Origin of the sequence: Mesorhizobium sp. SEMIA396, from assembly GCF_024518615.1 — a bacterium.
Lineage (GTDB): Bacteria > Pseudomonadota > Alphaproteobacteria > Rhizobiales > Rhizobiaceae > Mesorhizobium.
This window is the reverse complement of record NZ_JANIFC010000009.1, coordinates 237,988-259,732: the sequence shown is the minus strand read 5'-3', so window position 1 is coordinate 259,732 and position 21,745 is coordinate 237,988. Positions and strand designations below refer to the sequence as shown.

Genomic DNA, 21,745 nt, shown 5'->3' with positions numbered 1-21,745 from the left:
GGCCAGGAAGGGAAAAATCATGGCGAAAGCGGAAACCGCCGAACTCGTCTTCGTGCCGCTCGGCGGCGTCGGTGAGATCGGCATGAACTTCGCTCTTTACGGCTACGGGCCGCCCAATGCGCGCGAATGGATCGTCATCGATGTCGGGGTGACCTTCCCCGATGCCAGCCTGCCGGGCGTCGACCTTGTGCTGCCCGACACGCGATTCATCGAGGAGAACCTCGCCAATCTGCGCGGCATCATCATCACGCATGCGCATGAAGACCATTATGGCGCGCTGCTCGACACATGGCCGAAGCTGAAGGCGCCGGTCTGGATGACGCCGTTCAGCGCCGGCCTGCTGGAGGCCAAGCGGCAAGGCGAGCAGGGCGCGCCGAAAATACCGGTGACGATCTACCGGGCGGGCGAGAAATTCACCGTCGGCCCGTTCGAGATCGAAGCCATTCCGGTCGCGCACTCGATTCCCGAGCCGATGTCGCTGGCGATCACCTCGCCGGCAGGCACCGTCATCCATACCGGTGACTGGAAGATCGATCCGGAGCCGACGATCGGGCCGAAGACCGACGAGGCGCGTTTCCGCGCCTATGGCGACAAGGGCGTTTTGGCGCTGATCTGCGATTCGACCAATGCGCTGCGCGAAGGTGAGTCGCCTTCGGAAGTGGCTGTGGGCGAGGGCCTCAAGGGCGTCATCCAGGCTGCCAAGGGCCGTGTCGCCGTCACCACATTCTCCTCCAATGTCGGACGCATCGTCTCGATCGCCAAAGCGGCGCGCGATGCCGGACGCCAGTGCCTGGTGCTTGGCCGTTCGCTGAAGCGGGTCATCGATGTGGCCGGCGAACTCGGCTACATGGACGGTCTGCCGGAGTTCATCGCCGAGGAGGATTTTGGTTTCATCCCGCGCGAGAACCTGGTCATCATCTGCACCGGCAGCCAGGGCGAGCCACTGGCCGCACTGGCCAAGCTGTCGCGCGAAGAGATGAAGTCGGTGTCACTGACGGCAGGCGACACGGTGGTGTTTTCCTCGCGTACCATTCCCGGCAACGAGAAGGCGATCCTCGAGATCAAGAACCGCCTCATCGACCTCGGCGTCAAGATCATCGAGGACGGCGATGCACTGGTGCATGTCTCCGGCCATCCGCGGCGCAGCGAATTGCGCAAGATGTATGAATGGGTGCGCCCGCAGATCGGCGTTCCCGTGCATGGCGAGGCGGCACATCTGGTGGCGCAGGGCTCGCTGATGTCGACATCGGGCATCGGCCAGGTGGCGCAGGTGCGCGACGGCGACATGCTCAGGCTTGCTCCCGGCCCAGCCACCATCATGGATCAGGTGCCGTTCGGCCGTATCTACAAGGATGGCAGACTGATCGGCACCGATCAGGCGATGGGCATCCGCGACCGGCGCAAGCTGTCCTTTGCCGGCCATGTGGCGGTCAATGTCGTCCTGGACGACAAATATGAGCTTGCCGGCGACCCCGACCTGGTCGCCATCGGCGTCGCCGAGGCCGATGGCCGTGGCGAGTCGCTGGAAGATCTGATGATCGATGCGGCAATCGGCGCGGTGGACTCCATCCCCCGTCAGCGCCGAAAAGATCTCGACCTGGTTCAGGAAGCAGTGCGGCGCGCCGTGCGCGGCGCCGCCAACGAAGCCTGGGGCAAGAAGCCGCTCGTGACTGTATTCGTCACAAGATGACGAAAGGGAGTAGGGGAGTACGGGAGTAGGGGAGTAGGAAGAGCAAACAGCTGACATATCTGTCTTTTCCCCTACTCCCCTACTTGGGAGTGCCAATGCTCGGACGTCTGAACCATGTCGCGCTTGCCGTGCCGGACCTTACGGCTGCCGTCGCTGCCTATCGCAACACGCTGGGCGCGGAAGTGACGGCGCCGCAGGCGCTGCCGGAGCATGGGGTGACGGTGGTGTTCGTCAATGTCGGCAACACCAAGGTCGAACTTCTGGAGCCTTTGGGCGAGGGATCGCCGATCGCCGCCTTCCTGGAGAAGAATCCTTCCGGCGGCATGCACCACCTTTGCTATGAGGTCGACGACATACTGGCCGCGCGCGATCGGCTCAAGGCCGCCGGCGCCCGCGTGCTGGGCGACGGCAATCCGAAGATCGGCGCGCACGGTAAGCCGGTGCTGTTCCTGCATCCGAAGGATTTCTTCGGAACGCTGATCGAACTGGAGCAATCATGAGCTGGGTTTCGTTCACCGCCCTGTTTTTCGCGACCTGGTGGGTGGTGCTGTTCGCCGTGCTGCCGTTCAGCGTGAGGACGCAGGACGATGATCGTGACGTGACGCTGGGCACGGTTCCGAGCGCGCCGCGCGGTCCCCACATGCTGCGCGCCGTGATCCGCACCACCATCGCCACCGCGATCCTGATGGGCATTTTCTATGGCCTGACGCATGGGCTTGGATACAGCCTCAACGACATCCCGCACATCGTGCCGGAATTCAGCCAAACCTTAGCCAAATAGCCGGCCCCGGCCCAAGAAGATTTGTCCGGCAAAGACGTTTTCATCCTTCGGAACAGCTTGGTTCCAGACAGGGATGCCGTGCCGTTTTGCGGCCGGACGAGCGCTGACGCTGGGTAAGGTGGTTTGGCAACGCGTTGCGCTAAGCAGATGATTGCACAAAAAAAATGCAAGGCACGAGGCCTTGCAATTTAAACGCGTCCGATCTGTTTCCGGTTTCCGGCGGCAGCGAGTAACCGCGCCTAGATCGCATCCTCCCAAGACTTTGACCGCGTAGGAGAGCAGATTTTTTTCTACCCTCTCGGTTATCGAGGTACATTAGCCTAAGGCGAATGAAAATGTCACGAAGAATTTTGCCTTGAAACGGGCATTCTCGTGCTGCACTGCACAATAGTGTGGCAGGCGTTGCTTGGCGAACGATCATCAAGACGCGCGCGGTGACCGGGAGGCCTTGCAGCGCCGTGGGTCTTCTGGGCGGGCGAAGGACGGTGCGACGCTTCTGATCCCGGCTATCCCGTGCTTTCTGAAATCGATTGCCGCTTTTCGGGCCGAAGCGTCCGGGTTCCCATTCCGCCTTGAAATGGCTATGAAGCCGGGTCAAGCAAGCCAAAGTCGCGCCGATTCTGGCGCGGCCCTCCTCACTCACGGACCTGTCCATGCGTTTGTCGCGCTATTTCCTGCCGATCCTCAAAGAAAACCCGCGCGAGGCCGAGATCGTCTCGCACCGGCTGATGCTGCGTGCCGGCATGATCCGCCAGCAGGGACAGGGCAGTTTCTCGTGGCTGCCGCTCGGCAAGCGGGTGCTGGACAAGGTCTGCCGCATCATTCGCGAGGAGCAGAACCGCGCCGGGGCGCTGGAAATCCTGATGCCGACCATCCAGTCGGCCGATCTGTGGCGCGAAAGCGGCCGCTATGACGACTACGGCAAGGAGATGCTGCGCATCAAGGACCGGCAGGACCGCGACATGCTCTACGGCCCGACCAATGAGGAAGTGGTCACCGAGATCGTCCGCGCCTATGTGAAATCCTACAAGGACCTGCCGCTCAATCTCTACCACATCCAGTGGAAGTTCCGCGACGAAGTGCGGCCGCGCTTCGGCGTCATGCGTTCGCGCGAGTTCCTGATGAAGGACGCCTATTCCTTCGACCTCGACTTCGAGGGCGCCAGGGCGGCCTACAACAGGATGTTCGTGTCCTATCTCCGGACTTTTACGCGCATGGGGCTGCAGGCGATACCGATGCGGGCCGACACCGGGCCGATCGGCGGCGATCTCAGCCATGAATTCATCATCCTGGCCGACACCGGCGAGAGCCAGGTCTATTGCCACCGCGACTATCTTTCGCTCGATGTGCCCGGAGAGAAGACCGACTTCGCCAATGCCGCCGAGATCGGCGATATCGTCAAGACCTGGACGACACCCTACGCGGCCACCGACGAGATGCACGACGAGGCGGCGTGGGAGAAGATCGGCGAGAGCGACAAGGTTTCGGCGCGCGGCATCGAGGTCGGCCACATCTTCCATTTCGGCGACAAATACTCCAAGCCGATGGGCGCCAAGGTGACCGGGCCCGACGGCAAGGATCATTTCGTCTCCGGCGGCTCCTACGGCATCGGTCCGTCGCGGCTGGTCGCGGCGATCATCGAAGCCAGCCATGACGACAACGGCATCATCTGGCCGGAGGCGGTGGCTCCGTTCGACATCGGGCTGATCAACATGAAAGCGGGCGACGCCGAGTGCGACCGCGTCTGCGACGAGCTGCATGCCGCTTTCGTCGCCGCCGGCAAGGACGTGCTCTACGACGACACCGACCAGAGGCCCGGCGGCAAGTTCGCCACCGCCGACCTGATCGGCCTGCCCTGGCAAGTGATCGTCGGGCCGCGTGGTGTCGCAGCCGGCGAGATCGAGATCAAAAATCGCAAGACCGGCGAGCGCGAGACGCTGCCGATCGCAGACGTGAAGAAGCGCTTCGGTGTCGCCGCATGAACGAGGCGGTGGCGGCAAGACCGGTCGGCGCCGGACCCTTTTCCATCTTCGAGCGCATGGTCGCCTGGCGCTATCTGCGTTCGCGGCGCAAGGAGACGGTGATCTCGGTGATCGCCTCGATCTCGTTCCTCGGCATCATGCTGGGCGTCGCCACGCTGATCGTGGTCATGGCGGTGATGAACGGTTTCAGGGCGGAGCTTTTGACGCGCATCCTCGGCGTCAACGGCCACCTGATCGTGCAGCCGCTCGATTCGCCACTGGAGGACTACGCGCAGGTCGCCAGCCGCATCAACGGTGTGTCAGGCGTCAAATACGCCATCCCGCTGATTGATGGCCAGGTGCTTGCGCAAGGCAATGTCGGCGGCGGAACCGGAGCGCTGGTGCGCGGCATACGCGGCGAGGATCTGAGCAAGATCGCCATCGTTGCCAGCAACATCAAGCAGGGCTCGATCGCCGATTTCGACTCTGGCGACGGCGTTGCCATCGGCAAGCGCATGGCGGAGAATCTCGGCCTGACGCTTGGCGATACCATCACCTTGATTTCGCCCGACGGCGACGTGACGCCGATCGGCACCACGCCGCGCATGAAGGGTTACAAGATCGCGGCGATCTTCGAAGTCGGCATGTCCGAATATGACACCTCCATCGTCTACATGCCGTTTTCCGAAGCGCAGCTCTATTTCAACATGGACGGGCGGGCGCAGACGATCGAGATCTATGTCGACAATCCAGACGATGTCGATGCGCTGAAACCGAAGGTGGAGGAGGCGGCGCAGCGGCCGATCGACATGGTCGACTGGCGCCAGCGCAACGAGACCTTCTTCTCCGCCCTGCAGGTCGAGCGCAACGTCATGTTCATGATCCTGACGCTGATCGTGCTGGTGGCGGCGCTGAACATCATCTCCGGCCTGATCATGCTGGTGAAGGACAAGGGCCACGACATCGCCATCCTGCGCACCATGGGGGCGTCGCGCGGCGCCATCCTGCGTATCTTCCTGATGACGGGTGCGGCGATCGGCGTGACCGGCACGCTTGCCGGTGTGCTGCTCGGCGTGCTGATCTGCACCAACATCGAGTCCATCCGCCAGTTCTTCTCATGGATGACCGGCAAGGTGCTGTTCAATCCGGAGCTCTATTTCCTCAGCCAGTTGCCGGCGAAGATGGATCCGCGCGAGACGACCTATGTCGTCCTGATGGCGCTCGGCCTGTCCTTCCTGGCAACCGTGTTTCCGGCATGGCGCGCCGCGCGCCTCGATCCGGTCGAAGCCTTGAGGTACGAATAGTGGCCGAGGTCATTATCGAGCTGAAGAGCGTCGAGCGGCACTATGTCCAGGGGCCGCGCAAGCTCACCATCCTGAACGGTGCCGATTTCTCGCTGAAGCGCGGCGAGATGGTGGCGCTGGTGGCGCCGTCGGGCACCGGCAAGTCGACCCTGCTGCACACTGCCGGCTTGCTGGAGCGTCCCGACGCCGGCGACGTCATCCTGGCCGGCCGTGCCTGCGGGCGGCTCTCCGATGACGAGCGCACGGCGATCCGCCGCAACGATGTCGGCTTCGTCTACCAGTTCCATCATCTGCTGCCGGAATTCTCGGCGCTGGAAAACATCATGATGCCGCAGCTCATCAAGGGGCTCAGCCGCAAGGACGCGGCCGAGCGCGCGGCGCAGCTGCTCGATTACATGCAGATCGGCAAGCGCGCGTCGCACCGGCCGTCCGAACTCTCCGGCGGCGAACAGCAGCGCGTCGCCATCGCGCGTGCGGTCGCCAATGCGCCGCTGGTGCTGCTGGCCGACGAGCCGACCGGCAATCTCGACCCGGTCACCGCGTCTTATGTGTTCGAGGCGCTGGCGGCGCTGGTCAAGCAATCGGGCCTCGCGGCGCTGATCGCCACCCACAATCACGAATTGGCATCGCGCATGGACCGGCGCGTCACCCTGGCCGACGGCAAAGTGGTGCCGCTTTAGTCTCTGATGTCGTCATCCTAGGGCGAAGCTCCGCGGAGCGGAGCGTAGACCCTAGGATCCATGCCGTTACTTTCGAGACAAATGCAGGGGTCGAGGATATGCGACCTCTATCAGAGGCGATAATTCTGCACCGTAGCATCGCCCCTGGTCACGGCATGGATCCTAGGGTCTGCGCGCGTCGCTCCGCTCCTTGCTCCGCCCTAGGAGGACGATGCGATGGCTAATCGCAAAGGCTTCGGTCAGCCCACGTAGCACCGTCGCTCGCCCCTCAACCCTTTCTTAACCCTGCCGATTTGATCGCCCGAAAATTCCGGAGGCGGCCGCATCGTGCCCGTTGACTTTGAAACAAAATTAGAACAAAATGCGAACATATCAACAACAGGAGAGAGTTATGACCGATCTGGTTCAGGATGTCATCTCACTGGTTTGCATGAGCACGTTCCTTGTTTCCATGGCGATCTGGATCGGAGCCATGTGATTTGGCGGCGTTCGCCGCCGCTGTTCCTACGCGGTGGAAGGCCGTTCCGCCGTTAAGCTTTTCTTGCCGCCGTAACGTTAGGGTACCCCGGCAAGACAGGGAGCAACGTCCAGGTGTCGCCCATAGTCACGGCCATTCTGGTGGCCAGCAATCTCGGGCTGATCTTTCTGTTGATGACCGTGCCGCTTGGTCTGCGCACGGTGCGGCTGACCCGTCTGGTGGCGATGGACCGCCAGCGCCTCTGGCAGGCGCTGTGGCCGCTCGGCAGCGATGCCGGCTGGTCCGGTGAGATCCTTTCCGCCGAGGCGCCGGACGGCGAGGGCGTGGCCCGCATCACGCTGTCGTGGGAAGGTCGCGACGGCAAGCCGATCGAACGCAGGTCGCGGTTTGAAGACGTCGTCGAAGGTATCAGCTTCTCGATGCGTGTCATCGAGGACACCGCGCTCGATGCTTCGTTCTGGAAGGACTTTTCCGAAACCGCCGAACTCGTTTCCGAGGGCAACGGCACGCGGGTGACGCTCAGCCAGACGGATCGCTATCGCGGCGTCGCCTTCCTGGTGTTCCGCTATTTCGCCCTGCGCCGCGAACTCTCCAAGCTGCAGCGCTGGGCGCGGACCGGGCAGTATCGCAAGGGCGGTTGGTTCGAGCATCCGCTCAGCCAGGTTGGCTTTGCCGGGCTTTCGGCGCTGATCCTGTGGCCATTCTTCGGCCTTCACTTCGGCGGCCTGGCACTGGCCGCGATCCTCACATCGGTGGTCGCCCTGCATGAGCTTGGCCATATGGCGGCGTTCCGGCTTATGGGCCACAACCGGGCACGGATGATCTTCATTCCGCTGCTCGGCGGCATCGCCATTGGCGGGCGGCCCTATGACAGCCGTTTCGAGGTGGCTTTCGTGGCGCTGATGGGCGCCGGCTTCTCCGCATTCCTGGTGCCGGTTGTGATCGCTGCCAGCACCTTTGCCGGCGCGGAAGGCCACCGGCTGGCGGCGGCCCTGCTGGCGACCCTGGCGGGCTTCGCCGCACTGTTCAACATCGCCAATCTGGTGCCGGTGTGGAAGTTCGACGGCGGTCAGGTGCTGCGCCAGATCTGTCCGGGACCGGTCGCACTGGCGCTGGCTTCCTTCTTCCTGCTCTCGGCTTTCCTGGCTGTCGGTTGGCAGGCCGGCTTTTCCTCCAATTTCCTGCTCGCGACGGGAGCGGTGTTTTCGATCCTCAGCCTGCTGACGATGAGCAGCGGGGTCAAGCCGCGTTACGAGCTGAAGCCGATCCGCACCATCGACCGCCTCGCCATGGCCGCGGCGTTGCTGGCGGTGTTCGCCATCCATGGCTATGGCGTGTTGTGGGCCTCCGCCCAACTGATTTGAGCCGTACCGGATCCGGAAGGATCAGCCCGCCTTGCGCTCGGCTTCGACAGGCAAGACCGTGGCGGGACCGAACACATCCTCGAAGGCGGATTTCAACGCGAGATCAAGGTCGGCCATTCCCAGGGGAAGGCCGAGATCGACGAGGCTGGTGACGCCGTGGTCCTGCACGCCGCAAGGCACGATGCCGCTGAAATGGTCGAGATCGGGCTCGACATTGATGGCGATGCCATGAAAACTCACCCAGCGCCGCAGCCGGATGCCTATGGCCGCGATCTTGTCCTCGGCCGGCGAGCCGTCCGGCAGGGCAGGGCGATCCGGCCGCACGACCCAGACGCCGACCCGGTCCTCGCGGCGTTCGCCCTGCACGTTGAAGGCGGCGAGCGTGCCGATGATCCACTGTTCGAGCGCCGCGACGAAGGCGCGGACGTCCTCACGCCGCCGCTTCAGATCAAGCATGACATAGGCGACCCGCTGGCCCGGCCCATGATAGGTGTATTCGCCGCCGCGGCCGGCCGCAAATACCGGGAAGCGGCTGGCGTCGATCAGATCCTCGCCGCGAGCGCTGGTGCCGGCCGTGTAGAGCGGCGGGTGTTCGACCAGCCAGACCATTTCGCCGGCAGCGCCGCTGCGGATCGCCTCGGCGCGCGCCTCCATGAAGGCAAGTGCTTCGCGATAGGCGGTAAGGCCGGGCTCGATCAGCCATTCGACCGGTGCTGAACCGGGGAGCGGCAGGAACGACGTGGCGATCTGGCTGCGTTCGGGCATGGCGTATCGTCTTTTCGCTTATGCATGTCGCGTCCCAAAACCGCCTCGCACCTTTGGGTGACATCAACTTGCCTTCCATATGGCGATATCAGGCGCAAACGTCCAGTTCCGGCGCTGCGTTCGGACCCTGTGGAGCATTATGCCAATCGCCTGACATTATTGCTTGCCGTGCACTTGTTTCGCCGGAAACGATTTGCTACACGCCGCGAGCCGGTCGGTTCCGGCTCTACCACGTGCGGTCGTGGCGGAATTGGTAGACGCGCAGCGTTGAGGTCGCTGTGGGGCAACCCGTGGAAGTTCGAGTCTTCTCGACCGCACCATTTTCCTTCCCAGATCCCGATTGTGCAAGCTCCGCCCGCTGCGGGCCGGGCGCATTTCGTTTGATATTCCCGCGCTTTACGCCACTTTCTTTTTGAGCGTCGGATTCTCCCAAAACCGGTTTCCCCTTTGGGTCCGATGCTCTAGACCTGATTTGCACCTTTTCCGGGATTCTTGTGGCGGGAGGCGCTGGTGGAAGGCGAGCACGAACGGACGATTGGCGCCAGGGCCGCCGAGGAGCACCACGCCGACATCTATGGCGAGGACGGCGCCGTGCTTTCGTCCTTCCTGGCGCGGATTGGCGCGGCGATCGCCGACCGCGACACGCTGACCCTCAAGCATGAAGTCGACGACCTGCACCAGTCGGAACTCGGCGACCTGCTCGAGGCGCTGCATCCCGAACAGCGCCACGCGCTGGTCGAGCTCCTGGGCGCCGATTTCGACTTCTCCTCGCTGACCGAGGTCGACGAGGCGATCCGTATGGAGATCGTCGACAGTCTGCCCAATGCGCAGATCGCGCAGGCGGTACAGGAGCTCGATTCCGACGACGCCGTCTACATTCTCGAAGACCTCGAGAAGGAGGATCAGGACGAGATCCTGTCGCAGCTGCCGTTCACCGAGCGGATCAGGCTGCGCCGCTCGCTCGACTATCCCGAAGAGACGGCCGGCCGCCGCATGCAGACCGAGTTCGTCGCGGTGCCGCCGTTCTGGACGATCGGCCAGACCATCGACTACATGCGCGACGACCAGAATCTGCCCGAGCGCTTCAGCCAGATCTTCGTCATCGATCCGAGCTTCAAGCTGCTCGGCGCCATCGACCTCGACCAGATCCTGCGCACCAAGCGTTCGGTCAAGGTCGAGGAAGTGATGCACGAGACGCGGCACGCCATTCCGGCCACCATGGACCAGGAAGAGGCTGCACGGGAATTCGAGCAGTACGATCTTTTGTCGGCCGCTGTCGTCGACGAGAACGAACGGCTGGTTGGCGTTCTGACCATCGACGATGTTGTCGACGTCATACAGCAGGAGGCCGAAGAAGACTTGATGCGCATGGGCGGCGTCGGCGACGAGGAGCTTTCCGACAGCATCTTTTCGACCTCGCGCTCACGCGTTCCGTGGTTGCTGATCAACCTTCTGACCGCGTTCCTGGCGGCGTCGGTGATCAGCCTTTTCGACCGCACGATCGAACATATCGTCGCACTGGCGGTGCTGATGCCGATCGTCGCCGGCATGGGCGGCAATGCCGGCTCGCAAACCATGACCGTCACCGTGCGGGCGTTGGCGACCAGGGATCTCGACATCTACAATGCCGGCCGCATCATTCGCCGCGAGATGGGTGTCGGCTTCATCAACGGCATCGTCTTCGCCATCCTGATCGGCATCGTTGCGGCAGCCTGGTTCCGTGACCCCAATCTGGGCGGCATCATCGCGGCGGCGATGATCATCAACATGTTCGTGGCCGCTCTGGCCGGCATCCTGATCCCGCTGCTGCTCGATCGTTTCAAGATCGATCCGGCGGTCGCTTCGGCAGTTTTTGTCACCACGGTTACCGACGTCGTCGGCTTCTTTGCATTTCTCGGCATTGCCACGTGGTGGTTCGGTGTGCCCTGAAGGCATGCCTTTTGGCTTAATTGACTTTTACGTAAATGCCGTGCGAGGCTTGCGCGGGGCGCCATGTCGATTCCGGCATGGCATGGGTTTTGGTTCGGGACATAAGGGCGACGCCGGCATGGCGATCGCCCCTTGGTTTCGGCGTGCGGGAGTGGCAATGCGAGAATATTATTCGATCACCGAGTTGACCCGCGAGTTCGACGTGTCGACGCGGACGCTGCGCTTTTACGAGGACGAAGGGCTGGTGCAGCCGGTGCGGCGTGGCCGCACGCGGCTGTTTCGCCCCTCCGACCGGCACCTCATCCGTCAGATCATGCGCGGCAAGAGGCTTGGCTTCTCGATCAACGAAATCCGCGAGATCATCCAGATGTACAAGGAGCCGCCCGGCGAAGTCGGCCAGCTCAACCTGATGATCAAGCGCATCGAGGAAAAGCGCGAGGATCTCCGGCAGAAGCGCCGCGATCTCGAGGAGACGCTGGCTGAACTCGACCAGGCCGAGGAATCTTGTGTGGAGCGGCTGGTTGAGCTTGGCGTGAATACCTGAGCGGACTGGATTCTGTCGCGCGTTAGCGTTCGGAATTAGCGGAGACGTCTATTCCTTCGTCATCCTAGGGTCTCCGCGACGGAGCTGCGCTCCTGCTTCGCCCTAGGATGACGAGGTTCGCAAGACTTAGGCTAATCGCCGAAGTGTGCACCTGTCAAACCTCTCCGCGATGGAAACCAGGGGCGCCAGCTCAGATCCAGCGGCGCACGCGTTTGGCGTAGTCGCGGTACTTCTTGCCGAATTTTGCCGCCAGCACCTTTTCCTCGCCTTCGATCGCCATTTTCTGCGTGGCATAGGCGGCGATGAACGCGAGTGGCAGGAACCACACGATGCCCGAGACAAAGGCGACCCCGATCAACAGCAGGGTGTTGGCCAGATACATCGGATTGCGGGTGATGCCGAAGGGACCCGTGGTGACCAGGTGATCGGGCACAGCGTTCGGGTTCAGCGTGGTCTTGGCGCGGACCATGGTGCGGATCGCGGTGACCCAGAGCGCGGCGACGGCAAACAGCGCCACCCAGCCGGTGGCGAAAAGAATATCGCCCAGGAGGTCACCGATCCAGGGCAGGGGATAGAGCAGGCCCAGCGCGATGCTGATGGCGATGGCGGCGGTGTAGATCAGCGGCGGCCACGGTATGAGCCCCGGCTTCGGCTGGTTCTCGGTCATTTGACCCCTTCCTCCATCAACTTGCTGTCGGTCTTGGCGGTACACATGCCGGCGAGATCGGACAGATGCGTCTTCCATTCCGCAGTCTGGTCGTTGTTGTAGAGCCGATCAAGCGTTGCCTCGCCCTCGAGCGTATCGAGCATGCAGACACAGTAGCTCGTACAGAACTCGGTGTCGCGCGACTGCTCGCAGGACAGCTGGCAGGTTTTGAGGAAATTCACCTGCGGGGTTTCGACCTGTGCCGGCATGATCTGCGAGAACAGCCACATGCAGCCGATCAGCAATGGCTGGTGGATCAGGTAGAACGCCAGGCTGTGCCGGCCGATAAAGACCAGCGGGTTGGCCCAGCGACCGGGCGCCAATTCGGCAAGCCGGGCAAGTACGCCTGAACCGGCGGCAAGTTTCGTCACCGCGATGCCCGCAAGCACGGCGCCGAACCATGGAAACAGCGGAACGTAGTCGTTGGAGCGTGGATTGTTCGCCGACAGGCCGACCCACCACAGCCATGGGTGATCGAACGCCTCGAGGCGCAGATAGACAGGCGCCGCGATGACGAGCGCGGCGACGACAAGCGTCAGCAGTGCCGGCAGCCGCAGAAAGGCGAGGCCGAGCAGGCTGGCCAGCGCGATCTCGTGCAAGATGCCGAAGAAGATGAATCCATCCGGCGTGGCGATACGGGTGACGACCGATATCGCGATCGCGGCTCCCGCGACCATGGCGAACCGCTTCCAGAAGCCGTTCCAGCGGATTTGTCGGCCATGGGCGAGGTACAGACTGACGCCGACCAGGAACAGGAAGGTCGAAGCGATGCAACGCGCGTAGATCTTCCACCAGCCGAAGGCGGTCAGGCCGGGATCGGTGTAGCCGAAGAACTCCAGATCCCAGGTGAAATGGTAGCTCGCCATGGCGATCAGCGCGATGCCGCGCACGATGTCGATAGCGACGATGCGCTTTGGTCGATCCGGAACGGGTGCGGTCGGCGTTTGGATGCTCATGGTCTCGCATTCTGATTCAGCCCCGCTGGAGGACTATCACGGTTGCCCGGCACAAAAGAAGACCGGCAACTCTGCCGACAACCCGGATCAGCCGCGGCATTGGGCCAGTGCAGGGAAGCCTTTGGCCGGCTTCGCTTTTGCCGGATGCGCGTCGGTTTCCTCTTATTGGCGCTGGGATCGCCACGTCAGATTTGACCCGGTGAATCTGCTTCGGGGAAAGCAATGTCCACCCATGTGCGCCATCCAATCTGGCTGCCGGCTCTCAAGGCCGCGGACGCGCGCACCTTCGCGTCGCTCTATGCGGTCGAATCCTTCGCCCGCGCCACGGTGTCGAGCGTCATCCCGATCCAGGCCTACGAGATCCTGCACAACGAGCAGATCGTGTCGATGCTCTACACAGTCGTGGCGATGCTCGGGCTGTCGGTGACATTGTTCATGCCGATGCTGATCCGCCGTTTTGCCCGGCGCTGGGTCTACACGGCAGGCGCCTGCCTGCTGGCCGTCGGCTCGCTGTTCTTCGTCACCGACACGCTTGCCGGGCAACTGGCCGGCATGCTGTGCCGGGTGATGGGCGCCAGCGCGCTGTCGATCACGCTCAACCTCTACATCATGGACCACATCCGCAAGACCGACTTCATGCAGGCCGAATCGCTGCGCATGGCGTGGTCGATGCTGGCCTGGACCGGTGGGCCGACGCTCGGCATCTTCCTCTACACGCGCTTCGGCATCTATGCCGCGCATGGTACGGTCGCGGTGTTCGCGTTTGGCCTGCTGGCGCTGTTCTGGACCTACCGCCTCGGCGACAACCAGTCTATCCGTCCGGGCAAGACGCGCCCCGTCAATCCGCTCGCCAATATCGGCCGCTTCGTGGCGCAGCCCAGGCTCAGGCTGGCTTGGCTGATCGCCTTTGGGCGCTCCTGCTTCTGGACGACGTTCTTCGTCTATGGGCCGCTGTTCATGGTCATCACAGGTGAGGGCAAGCTGGCCGGCGGCCTGCTGGTTTCGGCCGGCAACGCGCTGTTGTTCATGGCGATTTTCTGGGGCAAGGCAGGAAAGCGCTTTGGTGGCCGCGGGACCATGACATTCGCCTATTTCGCCATGTCGGCCGCGCTTTTGGCGGCGGGCTTCGTCGGCGAAACCGTGCCGCTGCTTACCGGCGCCTTCCTGCTCTGCGGTGCCTTCTTCACCATTGCGCTCGACGCCCTCGGCTCGACCGCCTTCATGCGCTCGGTGCGCTCCTATGAAAGATCTCAGATGGCAGCGGTCTACCGCACCTATCTCGACTTTTCCGAGTTGACGCCGCCGCTGGTCTATTCAGTGGCGCTGGCCTTCTTCGGCCTGGGCTCGGTGTTCGTCACGCTCGGTCTGCTGGCGGCGGTCTGCGGCTTTGTGACGTGGCGCTATCTGCCAAAATCACTTTGACCTTCATGGCGCATTCGCAATGGTCACCGGCGGAATTTGGTTTGCCGGAAGCGAGGATTCTGCCTATAGTCACCGGTGTCGCCGGTTCCATTTTGGAGCCAAGAGGGAATGCGGTGAGGGCGAATTTCGCCCAATGCCGTGGCTGCCCCCGCAACTGTGTGCGGTAGTCCTCTCCATAAACCACTGAGGATTTTTTCTTCGGGAAGGTGGGGAAGGACGCTGATCCGTGAGCCAGGAGACCTGCCGGCGACAGGAAACTGACTTCGATGCCCTCGGGTGGAGGGCGAAAGGACAAGACATGACTACCGCTTCCGTCTCCCTCGGCACCTCCGTCTCCTCGCAGTCGCGCTTCATGCAGCTCGCTCTTGCCGCGCTGCTCGGCGTTTTCGTGATGGGCTTTGTCGGCTTCTCGCATATCGATGCGGTCCACAATGCGGCTCACGACTATCGCCATTCGATGGCGTTTCCCTGCCACTGACGAGGGGCTGACATCATGAACCTGTTTCGCAACGTCGTGTTCATCGCGGCGATCGCAGGGCTCGTGGCCGGCGTCGTCCTCGCCTGCCTGCAAGCCTATGCCACCGTGCCGCTGATCCTGAAGGCGGAAGTCTACGAACAGGCGGGCGGCGGGCATCACCATGACCATGCCGCTCCGGCCGCAACGGATAGCAATGCCATGAGCACAACTGCACCGGCGGGAGATGCCATGAGCTCTGCTGCCCCGGCGGCGGAAGCCGCTCCGGCAGACGAAGGCTGGGCGCCGGCAGATGGTTTCGAGCGTTTCGCCTTCAGCGTGCTTGCCAACATCGTCACCGGCATCGGCTTCGCCTTGATCCTGGTCGCGGTCTCCGAATTCGCCGGCGGCATCGGTGGCTGGCGCCAGGGCGTGTTCTGGGGCCTGGCCGGCTTCGCCGTGTTCACGCTGGCGCCTGGCCTCGGCCTGCCGCCGGAACTGCCGGCCATGCCGGCCGCCGATCTCACCCAGCGCCAGATCTGGTGGTGGGCGACGGTGGCGGCAACCGCTGCCGGTCTCGGCCTGATCGCGTTTCGCAAGTCGCTGCCGCTGGCGATCCTTGCCGTCCTTTTGATCGTCGTGCCGCATGTTGTCGGTGCACCGCAGCCCGACAGTTACGAAACGGCGATTCCGGAAGGGCTGCATCACCAGTTCGTGGTGGCGGTGACCGTGACCAATCTGGTGTTCTGGCTGGTGCTCGGCGCGGTCGTCGGTGTGGTGCGTGGCCGCTTCACCGGCACCGCGACCAGCCTGCGCGACAGCTTTGCCTGATCGCAAGACACTGACCTTCCTCATCGGCGGTGCGCGCTCCGGCAAGAGCGCGCACGCCGAAATTTTGGCGACCGCCTTGCCGCCGCCCTGGACCTATATCGCCACGGCGCAAGCCTATGATGACGAGATGCATGAACGCATCGCGTTGCACCGATCGCGGCGCGGCGAAGGCTGGACGACCATCGACGCACTGCTCGATCTCGCCGGTACGCTTGCCGCCTTGCCGGAGGATCGGCCGGTGCTTGTCGACTGCCTGACGCTGTGGCTGACCAACCACATGCTGGCCGAACACGATTTCGAGCTGGAATGCCGGCGATTGACGGAGGTGCTGTCGCGGCCGCGCGGGCCCTGGTTCGTGGTGTCCAATGAGGTCGGACAAGGCATCGTGCCGGACAATGCACTGGCGCGCCGGTTTCGCGATGCCGCCGGCCGGCTCAACCAGCAGGTCGCCGCCGTCGCCGATACGGTGCTGCTGATGGTGGCGGGGCTGCCGCTCAAGGTGAAATGACATGACCGACATCGACGATAAGGACGAAGAGCGCCATCGCGCCAAGATGGCCAAGCGCAAGGCTGTGCAGGATGCCGAGGTGGCGAGCAAGACGGTCGAGAAGGGATTGCTGATCGTCAACACCGGTCCCGGCAAGGGCAAGACCACGGCTGCCTTCGGCCTGGCGCTGCGGATGCTCGGCTACGGCAAGCGCGTCGGCGTTGTCCAGTTCATCAAGGGCAAGTGGCACACCGGCGAGAAGGACGCCTTCGCCGCCTTCGGCGACCGCGTCGTCTGGCACGCGATGGGCGAGGGGTTCACCTGGGAAACGCAGGACCTGAAGCGCGACATCGCCGCCGCCGAAGCCGCCTGGGCCAAGGTGCTCGAACTGATGGCCGATCCGTCGATCAGCCTGCTGGTGCTCGACGAACTGAACATTGCGCTGCGCTACGACTATCTCGATCTCGACAAAGTGGTTGCGGCGTTGAAGGCGCGGCGTGAGGGCCTGCATGTCGTGGTCACCGGCCGCAACGCCAAGCCGGCGCTGGTTGAGGCCGCCGACCTCGTCACCGAAATGGGCGTGACCAAGCACCATTTTTCCGCAGGCGTGAAAGCGCAGCAGGGGATCGAGTTCTGAGCGTTTCTTACCCTCCCCACAAGGGGAGGGTGAAGTAGATCACGCCACGATGACCATGACCGCGACCAACCCAAACAGCGCGATCAGCAGATAGTCGGCGACGCGATAGAGTTTCAGCGCTCGCCTTATGTCGACGCTGTCGGCCTCGCGCCGCCCACCTTCGCCCATGAAGACGTCGTCCACGAGCACGCCGCCGTAGCTGCGCGGCCCGGCGAGCGCCAGGCCGAGCGCACCGGCCATCGCCGCTTCCGGCCAGCCGGCATTGGGTGAGCGGTGTTTTTTCGCGTCGCGCCACACCGCATGCCAGGCATTTTTCGCATCAGCGCCTTTGACGAAGAACGCCGCCAGCACGATCAGCAGCGCCGTCAGCCGCGACGCCGGCAGATTGATCCAGTCGTCGAAGCGCGCCGCCGCCCAGCCGAAGGCCTCGTGGCGCGGGGTGCGGTGGCCGATCATCGAATCGGCGGTGTTGGCGGCCTTGTAGGCGGCGCCGCCGGCCAGGCCGCCGACGCCGGTCCAGAAGGCGGGGGCGACGATGCCGTCGGAGAAATTCTCAGCCAGGCTCTCGATCGCGGCGCGGCAGACGCCGGCCCTGTCGAGCGTTTCAGGGTCGCGGCCGACGATTCGCGAAACGGCAAGGCGGGCCAGAGCGAGGCCACCGGTGTCGAGCGCGTCCGCCACAGCCTCGACATGCTCATAGAGGCTCTTCTGCGACAGAAGCGACGTTGCCAGAAGGGCAGTGATGACCAGGCCCATGGGAACGAACCAGAACAGGATCTGCACGCCCAGGCCAATTATCGCCGGCACCAGCACGATGACCAGCAGCGCCTGGACACCACGCTTGCGACGCAGCGCGTCGGGATCAGTGGCGCGGTTGAGCCTGCGGTCGAGAAAGGATATCAGCCTGCCGAACCACGTCACCGGATGGCCGATGGCGCGAAACAGCCAATCGGGGTAACCGAGGGCGAATTCGACGGCCAATGACAGGAAAGCGATCAGGACTGACATGAAGCTTCTTAATGGGGCGGTTGTGGACCATGGTGGAAGTCTTGGCCGCGCGAGGGCGCTTTTCCCCAACGCCCTGCTGCCATTCGTCGACCTCTCGACCGGTATCAATCCGCACTCCTACCCGCTTTTCGACCTGCCCGCCACCTCGCTGTCGCGGTTGCCGGAAGCCGCGCGCACGCGTGAGCTGACAGAGATCGCTGCCAGTGCCTATGGGGCGCCGTCGCCAGCCAATATCGTGGCGGCACCGGGCACGCAGATCCTGTTGCCGCGCGTCGCCTCGCTGATTACCCCCGGAAGGGCGCTGGTGCTGGGTCCGACCTACGCCGAACATGCCCGCGCAGCAGTGATCGCCGGGCACGCGGTGACCGAGGTCGGCGATTTCGCTGACCTGGCGGACGCCGACCTTGCCATCATGGTCAATCCGAACAATCCAGATGGACGTGTCATCGCGCGCGACCGGTTGCTGGCTCTGGCTGCCGGATTGCGCGCCAAGGGCGGGCTGCTGGTTGTCGACGAGGCGTTCATGGATGTTGGGCCGCGCGAGCATAGCCTCTGCGGCGATGTCGGCCAGGGCGGCGTCGTCGTGCTGCGCTCGTTCGGCAAGTTCTTTGGTCTGGCCGGCCTGCGGCTCGGTTTTGCGCTTTCCGATCCTGTGACGGTCGAACGGCTGGAAACACAATTCGGGCCATGGGCCGTCGCCGGCCCGGCGCTGGAATACGGCATTCGCGCGCTTGCCGATATCGGCTGGCAGGACGCGATGCGGGCGGCGCTGGCTGATGAATCGGCGCGGCTCGATGCGCTGTTCGGCCGCTTCGGTATTCCCGTTATGGGTGGCACCACGCTGTTCCGTTTTCTTCGCCTACCGCATGCTGCCGATTTGTTTGCCGCGCTCGGCGGGCGCGGCATTCTGCTTCGCCATTTTGCCGATCGGCCTGACGTTCTGCGCGCCGGCCTGCCGGGGAGTGAGGAGGAATGGCAGCGGCTCGAGACCGTTCTTGCCGAATGGGCGTCGCGGCGCGAGCTTCAATCGAAGGGTTCGAAACAATGATCCATGTCTGCTCGCTGGCAAAGATCGAGGAAACGGTGGCCAGGAGCGGCGCCGACCGCATGCTGTCGCTGCTTGCCGCCGGAACGGCGGTGGTCCGGCCGGCCTCGATATCGAAAGAAAATCATCTGCATCTGGTCATGCATGACATCGCGGCGGCGCAGGACGGCATGACCATGCCCGGCGAGGAGCATGTCCGCAACCTGCTCGATTTCGCGCGCCGCTGGGACCGGGCAAGGCCGATGCTCGTGCATTGCTATGCCGGCATCAGCCGCTCGACGGCTTCGGCCTATATCATCGCGGCCGCATTGGCGCCGAAACGCGACGAGGCCGAATTGGCGCGGACGCTGCGGGCGCTGTCGCCCTCGGCAACACCCAATCCGCGACTGATCGCGGTGGCCGATGCGCTGCTTGATCGCAACGGCCGCATGATCGAGGCGATCGAATCGATCGGCCGCGGTGCGGATGCCTTTGAAGGCACGCCCTTCGCGCTGAGGATCGACAGCTAGCTGCCCCCATGTCGTTGTTCGATTATCGGGTGCCTTCATTCGCCCAATCTTCATGCCCGTGCCGTATCCGGACAATGAACACGTCGTCGTCGGCTTCGATCCGGTAGACGACAAGATGGGCTTTGAAGGGATGGATACGCATCGGTGGCGCCAATTCAAGCCGCTCCCGCGCTATTCGGGGACTGGCAGCGATCAGGTCAAAGATCGTGAACAACTCGTCATGATACTGTCTGGCCTGCACAGCGCCCGAACAGGCGCACCCCTTGCTCGGCAATACCGACGATGTCCTCTTCCGCAGCTAAAGAAAGGCGAAATCCCACTACCCATTGCCGGATGGCTTTTCAGCGCGTTTAACCGCCTCCGTGAAAAGCGCGTCCCTGGATCGATTGCCGATGCCACTCTTCAAGCCATCGTCGACAAAGCGCTGCATGGCGGCAATCTTGTCATTGCGCTCCTGATCCCGACGGATCAAATCGCGCACATAGTCGCTCGCGTTGGCGTAACGGCCCGTTTCGGTTTGCGCCTCCACCCAATCTTTCATCGGGTCGGGCAATGATACGTTCATCGTTGCCATACTGGCCTCCATATCTCGTCCAGTATGGTCCGTTTTGGCAAAGTTTGTCAAAATCTCTTGTGCGGAAATCTCTTGTCCAAAAGCGCGATTGTCAGATACGCCCTCCGTCGCCTGGTTTGTTCAAGAGGACAGCGCTTGCCTTTCGATGCCAGACCACTGGTTTGGAGGCTACGTCAACCAGTCCGCGAGCTTCGCCTTGCGCACATCCCGCAGCAGGCTGATGAAGCCGTCGGCCTGATATTCCGCCGTCAGCCGGCCCTTCTCCGCCGTCGCGATGCTGGCATCGCCGACGACGCCGTTCGGGTTGAGATCGCTGGCGATCCAGGCGAAGGCATGGGTGCCGGTGTGGCGCAGGAGCGAAAGTTCGTTTTCGGCTTTGGCGACATTGGAAACGAAATTGTCGGCCTTGGCCATGTCGACGAGGTCCGGCCGGAAATGCAGCATCAGCGAGGTCTCGACATCGCCGCCATGGATGCCGTGGCGGTCCTCCAGTTCGGTGTACATGCCGGCCGGGCGGCCGAACCGTTGCCAGCTGGTCTTTACCGCCAGCATCTTTCCGCGCACGCGCAATTCGCGCGTGACGATGCCCATGATCTCCTCGTTGCCGCCATGCGAATTGACCACGACCAGCTTGCGCACGCCAGCGCGCGCGATCGACAGGCCAAGCTCGGTCCAGGCTTCGATCAGCGTCGTTGCCGGCAAAGTGAGGGTGCCCGGCGCGTGCAGATGTTCGTTCGACTTGCCCACCGCCTGAACCGGCAGGATGCGGATGTCGAGATCGTCGGGCAGACGCGAAATGACCGTGTCGAGCATGCCGTTCATGATCGAGGTGTCGGTCGAGACAGGCAGATGCGGGCCATGCTGCTCGATCGCCGCCACCGGCAGCACGGCGATCGTCGCCTCCGGATCGATCGAGGCGTATTCGGTGGTCCGGTAGTCGCCCCACCACACGCGTTTCTTCGCAACAGTCATGTCATGCCTCTTCGATGAACGGCCAGACCTAGCGCGGCGGAGGTTGTCTGTCGATCACCCGGCCGCGATAGCCTCGACCTCGACCTTGAATTCGGGTCGGGCAAAGCCGGAGACGATCATCAGCGTCGAGGCCGGCGCGGGGCTGGAAAACAGCCGGTCGCGGACATCCATATAGGGCCGCAGATGCGCGCGGTCGGTGACATAGGCGTTGATACGGATGATGTCGCGTAGGCCCAGCCCGGCTTCGCCGAGGATCGCTTCGATGTTGCGGAAGCAGAGTTCGGCCTGCGCGCCGGCCTCTTCGGGAATCTGGTCGTCCGCGGTTATGGCAACCTGACCCGAGCACAGCACCAGCCGCTTTCCAGGCGGTACCTCGACGCCGTGGCTGTAGCGGGCAAAGGGCGGCTTGATCGACTTCGGGGTGAGGAATCTGAACATGGCAATCTCCTGGGTGCCGCCAGCCTAAAGCCGGACCCATTACACCTTCAAGATGGCGGTGCATGTTGCCCGGGCGATTGTGGACAGCCGTTCAAAAAATAGGCACGATGCCTTTCGTACAGCATGACCCGTCCGCGCTTGGCATGGCAACGTCTTTCAAGCGGGCGGCCCCGGCGCCAGACGCCGGTGGCATGTGTCTTGCTTCTTGAA

23 protein-coding genes, 1 tRNA gene, 1 pseudogene and 1 riboswitch are annotated in these 21,745 nt (G+C 63.2%); of the genes and pseudogenes, 17 read left to right on the top strand and 8 right to left on the bottom strand.

Annotated features, from left to right (window positions below):
• Positions 1 to 19: 19 nt before the first annotated feature.
• From NP503_RS22305 to NP503_RS22275, 7 genes are all read left to right on the top strand, one after another.
• Entirely contained in the window at positions 20 to 1,690 is a 1,671-nt protein-coding gene (locus NP503_RS22305) for a ribonuclease J (RefSeq protein ID WP_127267199.1), read from the top strand.
• A 95-nt stretch (positions 1,691 to 1,785) separates the two neighbouring features.
• The gene (gene mce / locus NP503_RS22300; RefSeq protein ID WP_127267198.1) at positions 1,786 to 2,190 is read left to right on the top strand and encodes a methylmalonyl-CoA epimerase; all 405 of its coding nucleotides are present in this window, start codon (positions 1,786 to 1,788) and stop codon (positions 2,188 to 2,190) included.
• Positions 2,187 to 2,471 (top strand): DUF1467 family protein, encoded by a 285-nt coding sequence (locus tag NP503_RS22295; RefSeq protein WP_127267197.1) that lies wholly within the window; start codon positions 2,187 to 2,189, stop codon positions 2,469 to 2,471. Before mce ends, NP503_RS22295 begins: the two co-directional genes overlap by 4 nt.
• Positions 2,472 to 3,124: 653 nt before the next feature.
• Entirely contained in the window at positions 3,125 to 4,453 is a 1,329-nt protein-coding gene (gene proS, locus NP503_RS22290; RefSeq protein ID WP_127272306.1) for a proline--tRNA ligase, read from the top strand.
• Positions 4,450 to 5,736 carry a lipoprotein-releasing ABC transporter permease subunit gene (locus tag NP503_RS22285; RefSeq protein ID WP_127272305.1) on the top strand — a complete coding sequence of 429 codons (1,287 nt, stop codon included), beginning with the start codon at positions 4,450 to 4,452 and terminating at the stop codon, positions 5,734 to 5,736. The genes proS and NP503_RS22285 overlap by 4 nt, the downstream gene beginning before the upstream one ends.
• Positions 5,733 to 6,416: an ABC transporter ATP-binding protein gene (locus NP503_RS22280; RefSeq protein WP_174800360.1), complete on the top strand. Its 684-nt coding sequence runs from the start codon at positions 5,733 to 5,735 to the stop codon at positions 6,414 to 6,416. The genes NP503_RS22285 and NP503_RS22280 overlap by 4 nt, the downstream gene beginning before the upstream one ends.
• A 591-nt stretch (positions 6,417 to 7,007) precedes the next feature.
• The gene (locus NP503_RS22275; protein WP_127268002.1) at positions 7,008 to 8,258 is read left to right on the top strand and encodes a site-2 protease family protein; all 1,251 of its coding nucleotides are present in this window, start codon (positions 7,008 to 7,010) and stop codon (positions 8,256 to 8,258) included.
• Positions 8,259 to 8,279: 21 nt separating this feature from the next.
• Here NP503_RS22275 and lipB read toward each other — a convergent pair whose 3' ends face one another.
• Positions 8,280 to 9,023, bottom strand: coding sequence for a lipoyl(octanoyl) transferase LipB (gene lipB, locus NP503_RS22270; protein ID WP_127268001.1), 744 nt, complete (start codon positions 9,021 to 9,023; stop codon positions 8,280 to 8,282).
• Between the two features lie 235 nt (positions 9,024 to 9,258).
• On the opposite strand from lipB, the gene NP503_RS22265 reads away from it, so the two are divergent.
• The 3 genes from NP503_RS22265 (at position 9,259) to NP503_RS22255 (ending at position 11,496) form a co-directional block, all read left to right on the top strand.
• Positions 9,259 to 9,343: transfer RNA gene (locus tag NP503_RS22265), tRNA-Leu, on the top strand.
• A 190-nt stretch (positions 9,344 to 9,533) separates the two neighbouring features.
• Complete coding sequence (mgtE, locus tag NP503_RS22260; protein WP_127268000.1) at positions 9,534 to 10,952, top strand: magnesium transporter; 1,419 nt, start codon at positions 9,534 to 9,536, stop codon at positions 10,950 to 10,952.
• 157 nt (positions 10,953 to 11,109) lie between these two features.
• The gene (locus tag NP503_RS22255; protein WP_023685221.1) at positions 11,110 to 11,496 is read left to right on the top strand and encodes a MerR family DNA-binding transcriptional regulator; all 387 of its coding nucleotides are present in this window, start codon (positions 11,110 to 11,112) and stop codon (positions 11,494 to 11,496) included.
• A 190-nt stretch (positions 11,497 to 11,686) separates the two neighbouring features.
• Here the strand turns inward: NP503_RS22255 and NP503_RS22250 are convergent, their stop codons facing one another.
• Together NP503_RS22250 and NP503_RS22245 are read right to left on the bottom strand one after the other, a co-directional pair.
• Positions 11,687 to 12,163, bottom strand: coding sequence for an isoprenylcysteine carboxylmethyltransferase family protein (locus tag NP503_RS22250; protein ID WP_127267999.1), 477 nt, complete (start codon positions 12,161 to 12,163; stop codon positions 11,687 to 11,689).
• The gene (locus NP503_RS22245) at positions 12,160 to 13,158 is read right to left on the bottom strand and encodes a heparan-alpha-glucosaminide N-acetyltransferase (RefSeq protein ID WP_127267998.1); all 999 of its coding nucleotides are present in this window, start codon (positions 13,156 to 13,158) and stop codon (positions 12,160 to 12,162) included. The genes NP503_RS22250 and NP503_RS22245 overlap by 4 nt, the downstream gene beginning before the upstream one ends.
• A gap of 222 nt (positions 13,159 to 13,380) precedes the next feature.
• Here NP503_RS22245 and NP503_RS22240 point away from each other — a divergent pair, with 222 nt between their 5' ends.
• From NP503_RS22240 to cobO, 5 genes are all read left to right on the top strand, one after another.
• Entirely contained in the window at positions 13,381 to 14,580 is a 1,200-nt protein-coding gene (locus tag NP503_RS22240; RefSeq protein ID WP_127267997.1) for an MFS transporter, read from the top strand.
• A gap of 65 nt (positions 14,581 to 14,645) precedes the next feature.
• Positions 14,646 to 14,843: riboswitch (cobalamin riboswitch) on the top strand.
• 35 nt (positions 14,844 to 14,878) lie between these two features.
• Positions 14,879 to 15,058 carry a CbtB domain-containing protein gene (locus NP503_RS22235; protein ID WP_127267996.1) on the top strand — a complete coding sequence of 60 codons (180 nt, stop codon included), beginning with the start codon at positions 14,879 to 14,881 and terminating at the stop codon, positions 15,056 to 15,058.
• Between the two features lie 15 nt (positions 15,059 to 15,073).
• Complete coding sequence (locus tag NP503_RS22230) at positions 15,074 to 15,865, top strand: CbtA family protein (RefSeq protein WP_127272673.1); 792 nt, start codon at positions 15,074 to 15,076, stop codon at positions 15,863 to 15,865.
• Positions 15,858 to 16,373 carry a bifunctional adenosylcobinamide kinase/adenosylcobinamide-phosphate guanylyltransferase gene (gene cobU / locus NP503_RS22225; protein ID WP_127273674.1) on the top strand — a complete coding sequence of 172 codons (516 nt, stop codon included), beginning with the start codon at positions 15,858 to 15,860 and terminating at the stop codon, positions 16,371 to 16,373. The genes NP503_RS22230 and cobU overlap by 8 nt, the downstream gene beginning before the upstream one ends.
• 1 nt (position 16,374) lies before the next feature.
• Positions 16,375 to 16,989, top strand: coding sequence for a cob(I)yrinic acid a,c-diamide adenosyltransferase (gene cobO / locus NP503_RS22220; protein WP_109667906.1), 615 nt, complete (start codon positions 16,375 to 16,377; stop codon positions 16,987 to 16,989).
• A 39-nt stretch (positions 16,990 to 17,028) separates the two neighbouring features.
• Here cobO and cbiB read toward each other — a convergent pair whose 3' ends face one another.
• Positions 17,029 to 17,997, bottom strand: coding sequence for an adenosylcobinamide-phosphate synthase CbiB (gene cbiB / locus NP503_RS22215; RefSeq protein WP_127271548.1), 969 nt, complete (start codon positions 17,995 to 17,997; stop codon positions 17,029 to 17,031).
• On the opposite strand from cbiB, the gene cobD reads away from it, so the two are divergent.
• On the top strand, positions 17,996 to 19,045 hold the full coding sequence (gene cobD, locus NP503_RS22210; protein WP_127272558.1) for a threonine-phosphate decarboxylase CobD: 1,050 nt from the start codon (positions 17,996 to 17,998) through the stop codon (positions 19,043 to 19,045). The two genes, cbiB and cobD, sit on opposite strands and share 2 nt — an antisense overlap.
• A complete protein-coding gene (locus NP503_RS22205; RefSeq protein ID WP_127272559.1) occupies positions 19,042 to 19,551 on the top strand; it encodes a tyrosine phosphatase family protein in 510 nt (169 codons plus the stop codon). The genes cobD and NP503_RS22205 overlap by 4 nt, the downstream gene beginning before the upstream one ends.
• A gap of 22 nt (positions 19,552 to 19,573) precedes the next feature.
• Here NP503_RS22205 and NP503_RS22200 read toward each other — a convergent pair.
• From NP503_RS22200 to NP503_RS22185, 4 genes and pseudogenes are all read right to left on the bottom strand, one after another.
• Positions 19,574 to 19,871 (bottom strand): annotated as a pseudogene (locus NP503_RS22200) (type II toxin-antitoxin system RelE/ParE family toxin).
• Complete coding sequence (locus NP503_RS22195; protein ID WP_127271993.1) at positions 19,871 to 20,125, bottom strand: type II toxin-antitoxin system ParD family antitoxin; 255 nt, start codon at positions 20,123 to 20,125, stop codon at positions 19,871 to 19,873. Before NP503_RS22195 ends, NP503_RS22200 begins: the two are co-directional and overlap by 1 nt.
• A gap of 168 nt (positions 20,126 to 20,293) precedes the next feature.
• Entirely contained in the window at positions 20,294 to 21,097 is an 804-nt protein-coding gene (locus tag NP503_RS22190) for a creatininase family protein (protein WP_127272560.1), read from the bottom strand.
• 54 nt (positions 21,098 to 21,151) lie between these two features.
• Complete coding sequence (locus tag NP503_RS22185; RefSeq protein ID WP_127271694.1) at positions 21,152 to 21,535, bottom strand: RidA family protein; 384 nt, start codon at positions 21,533 to 21,535, stop codon at positions 21,152 to 21,154.
• Positions 21,536 to 21,745: the final 210 nt, after the last annotated feature.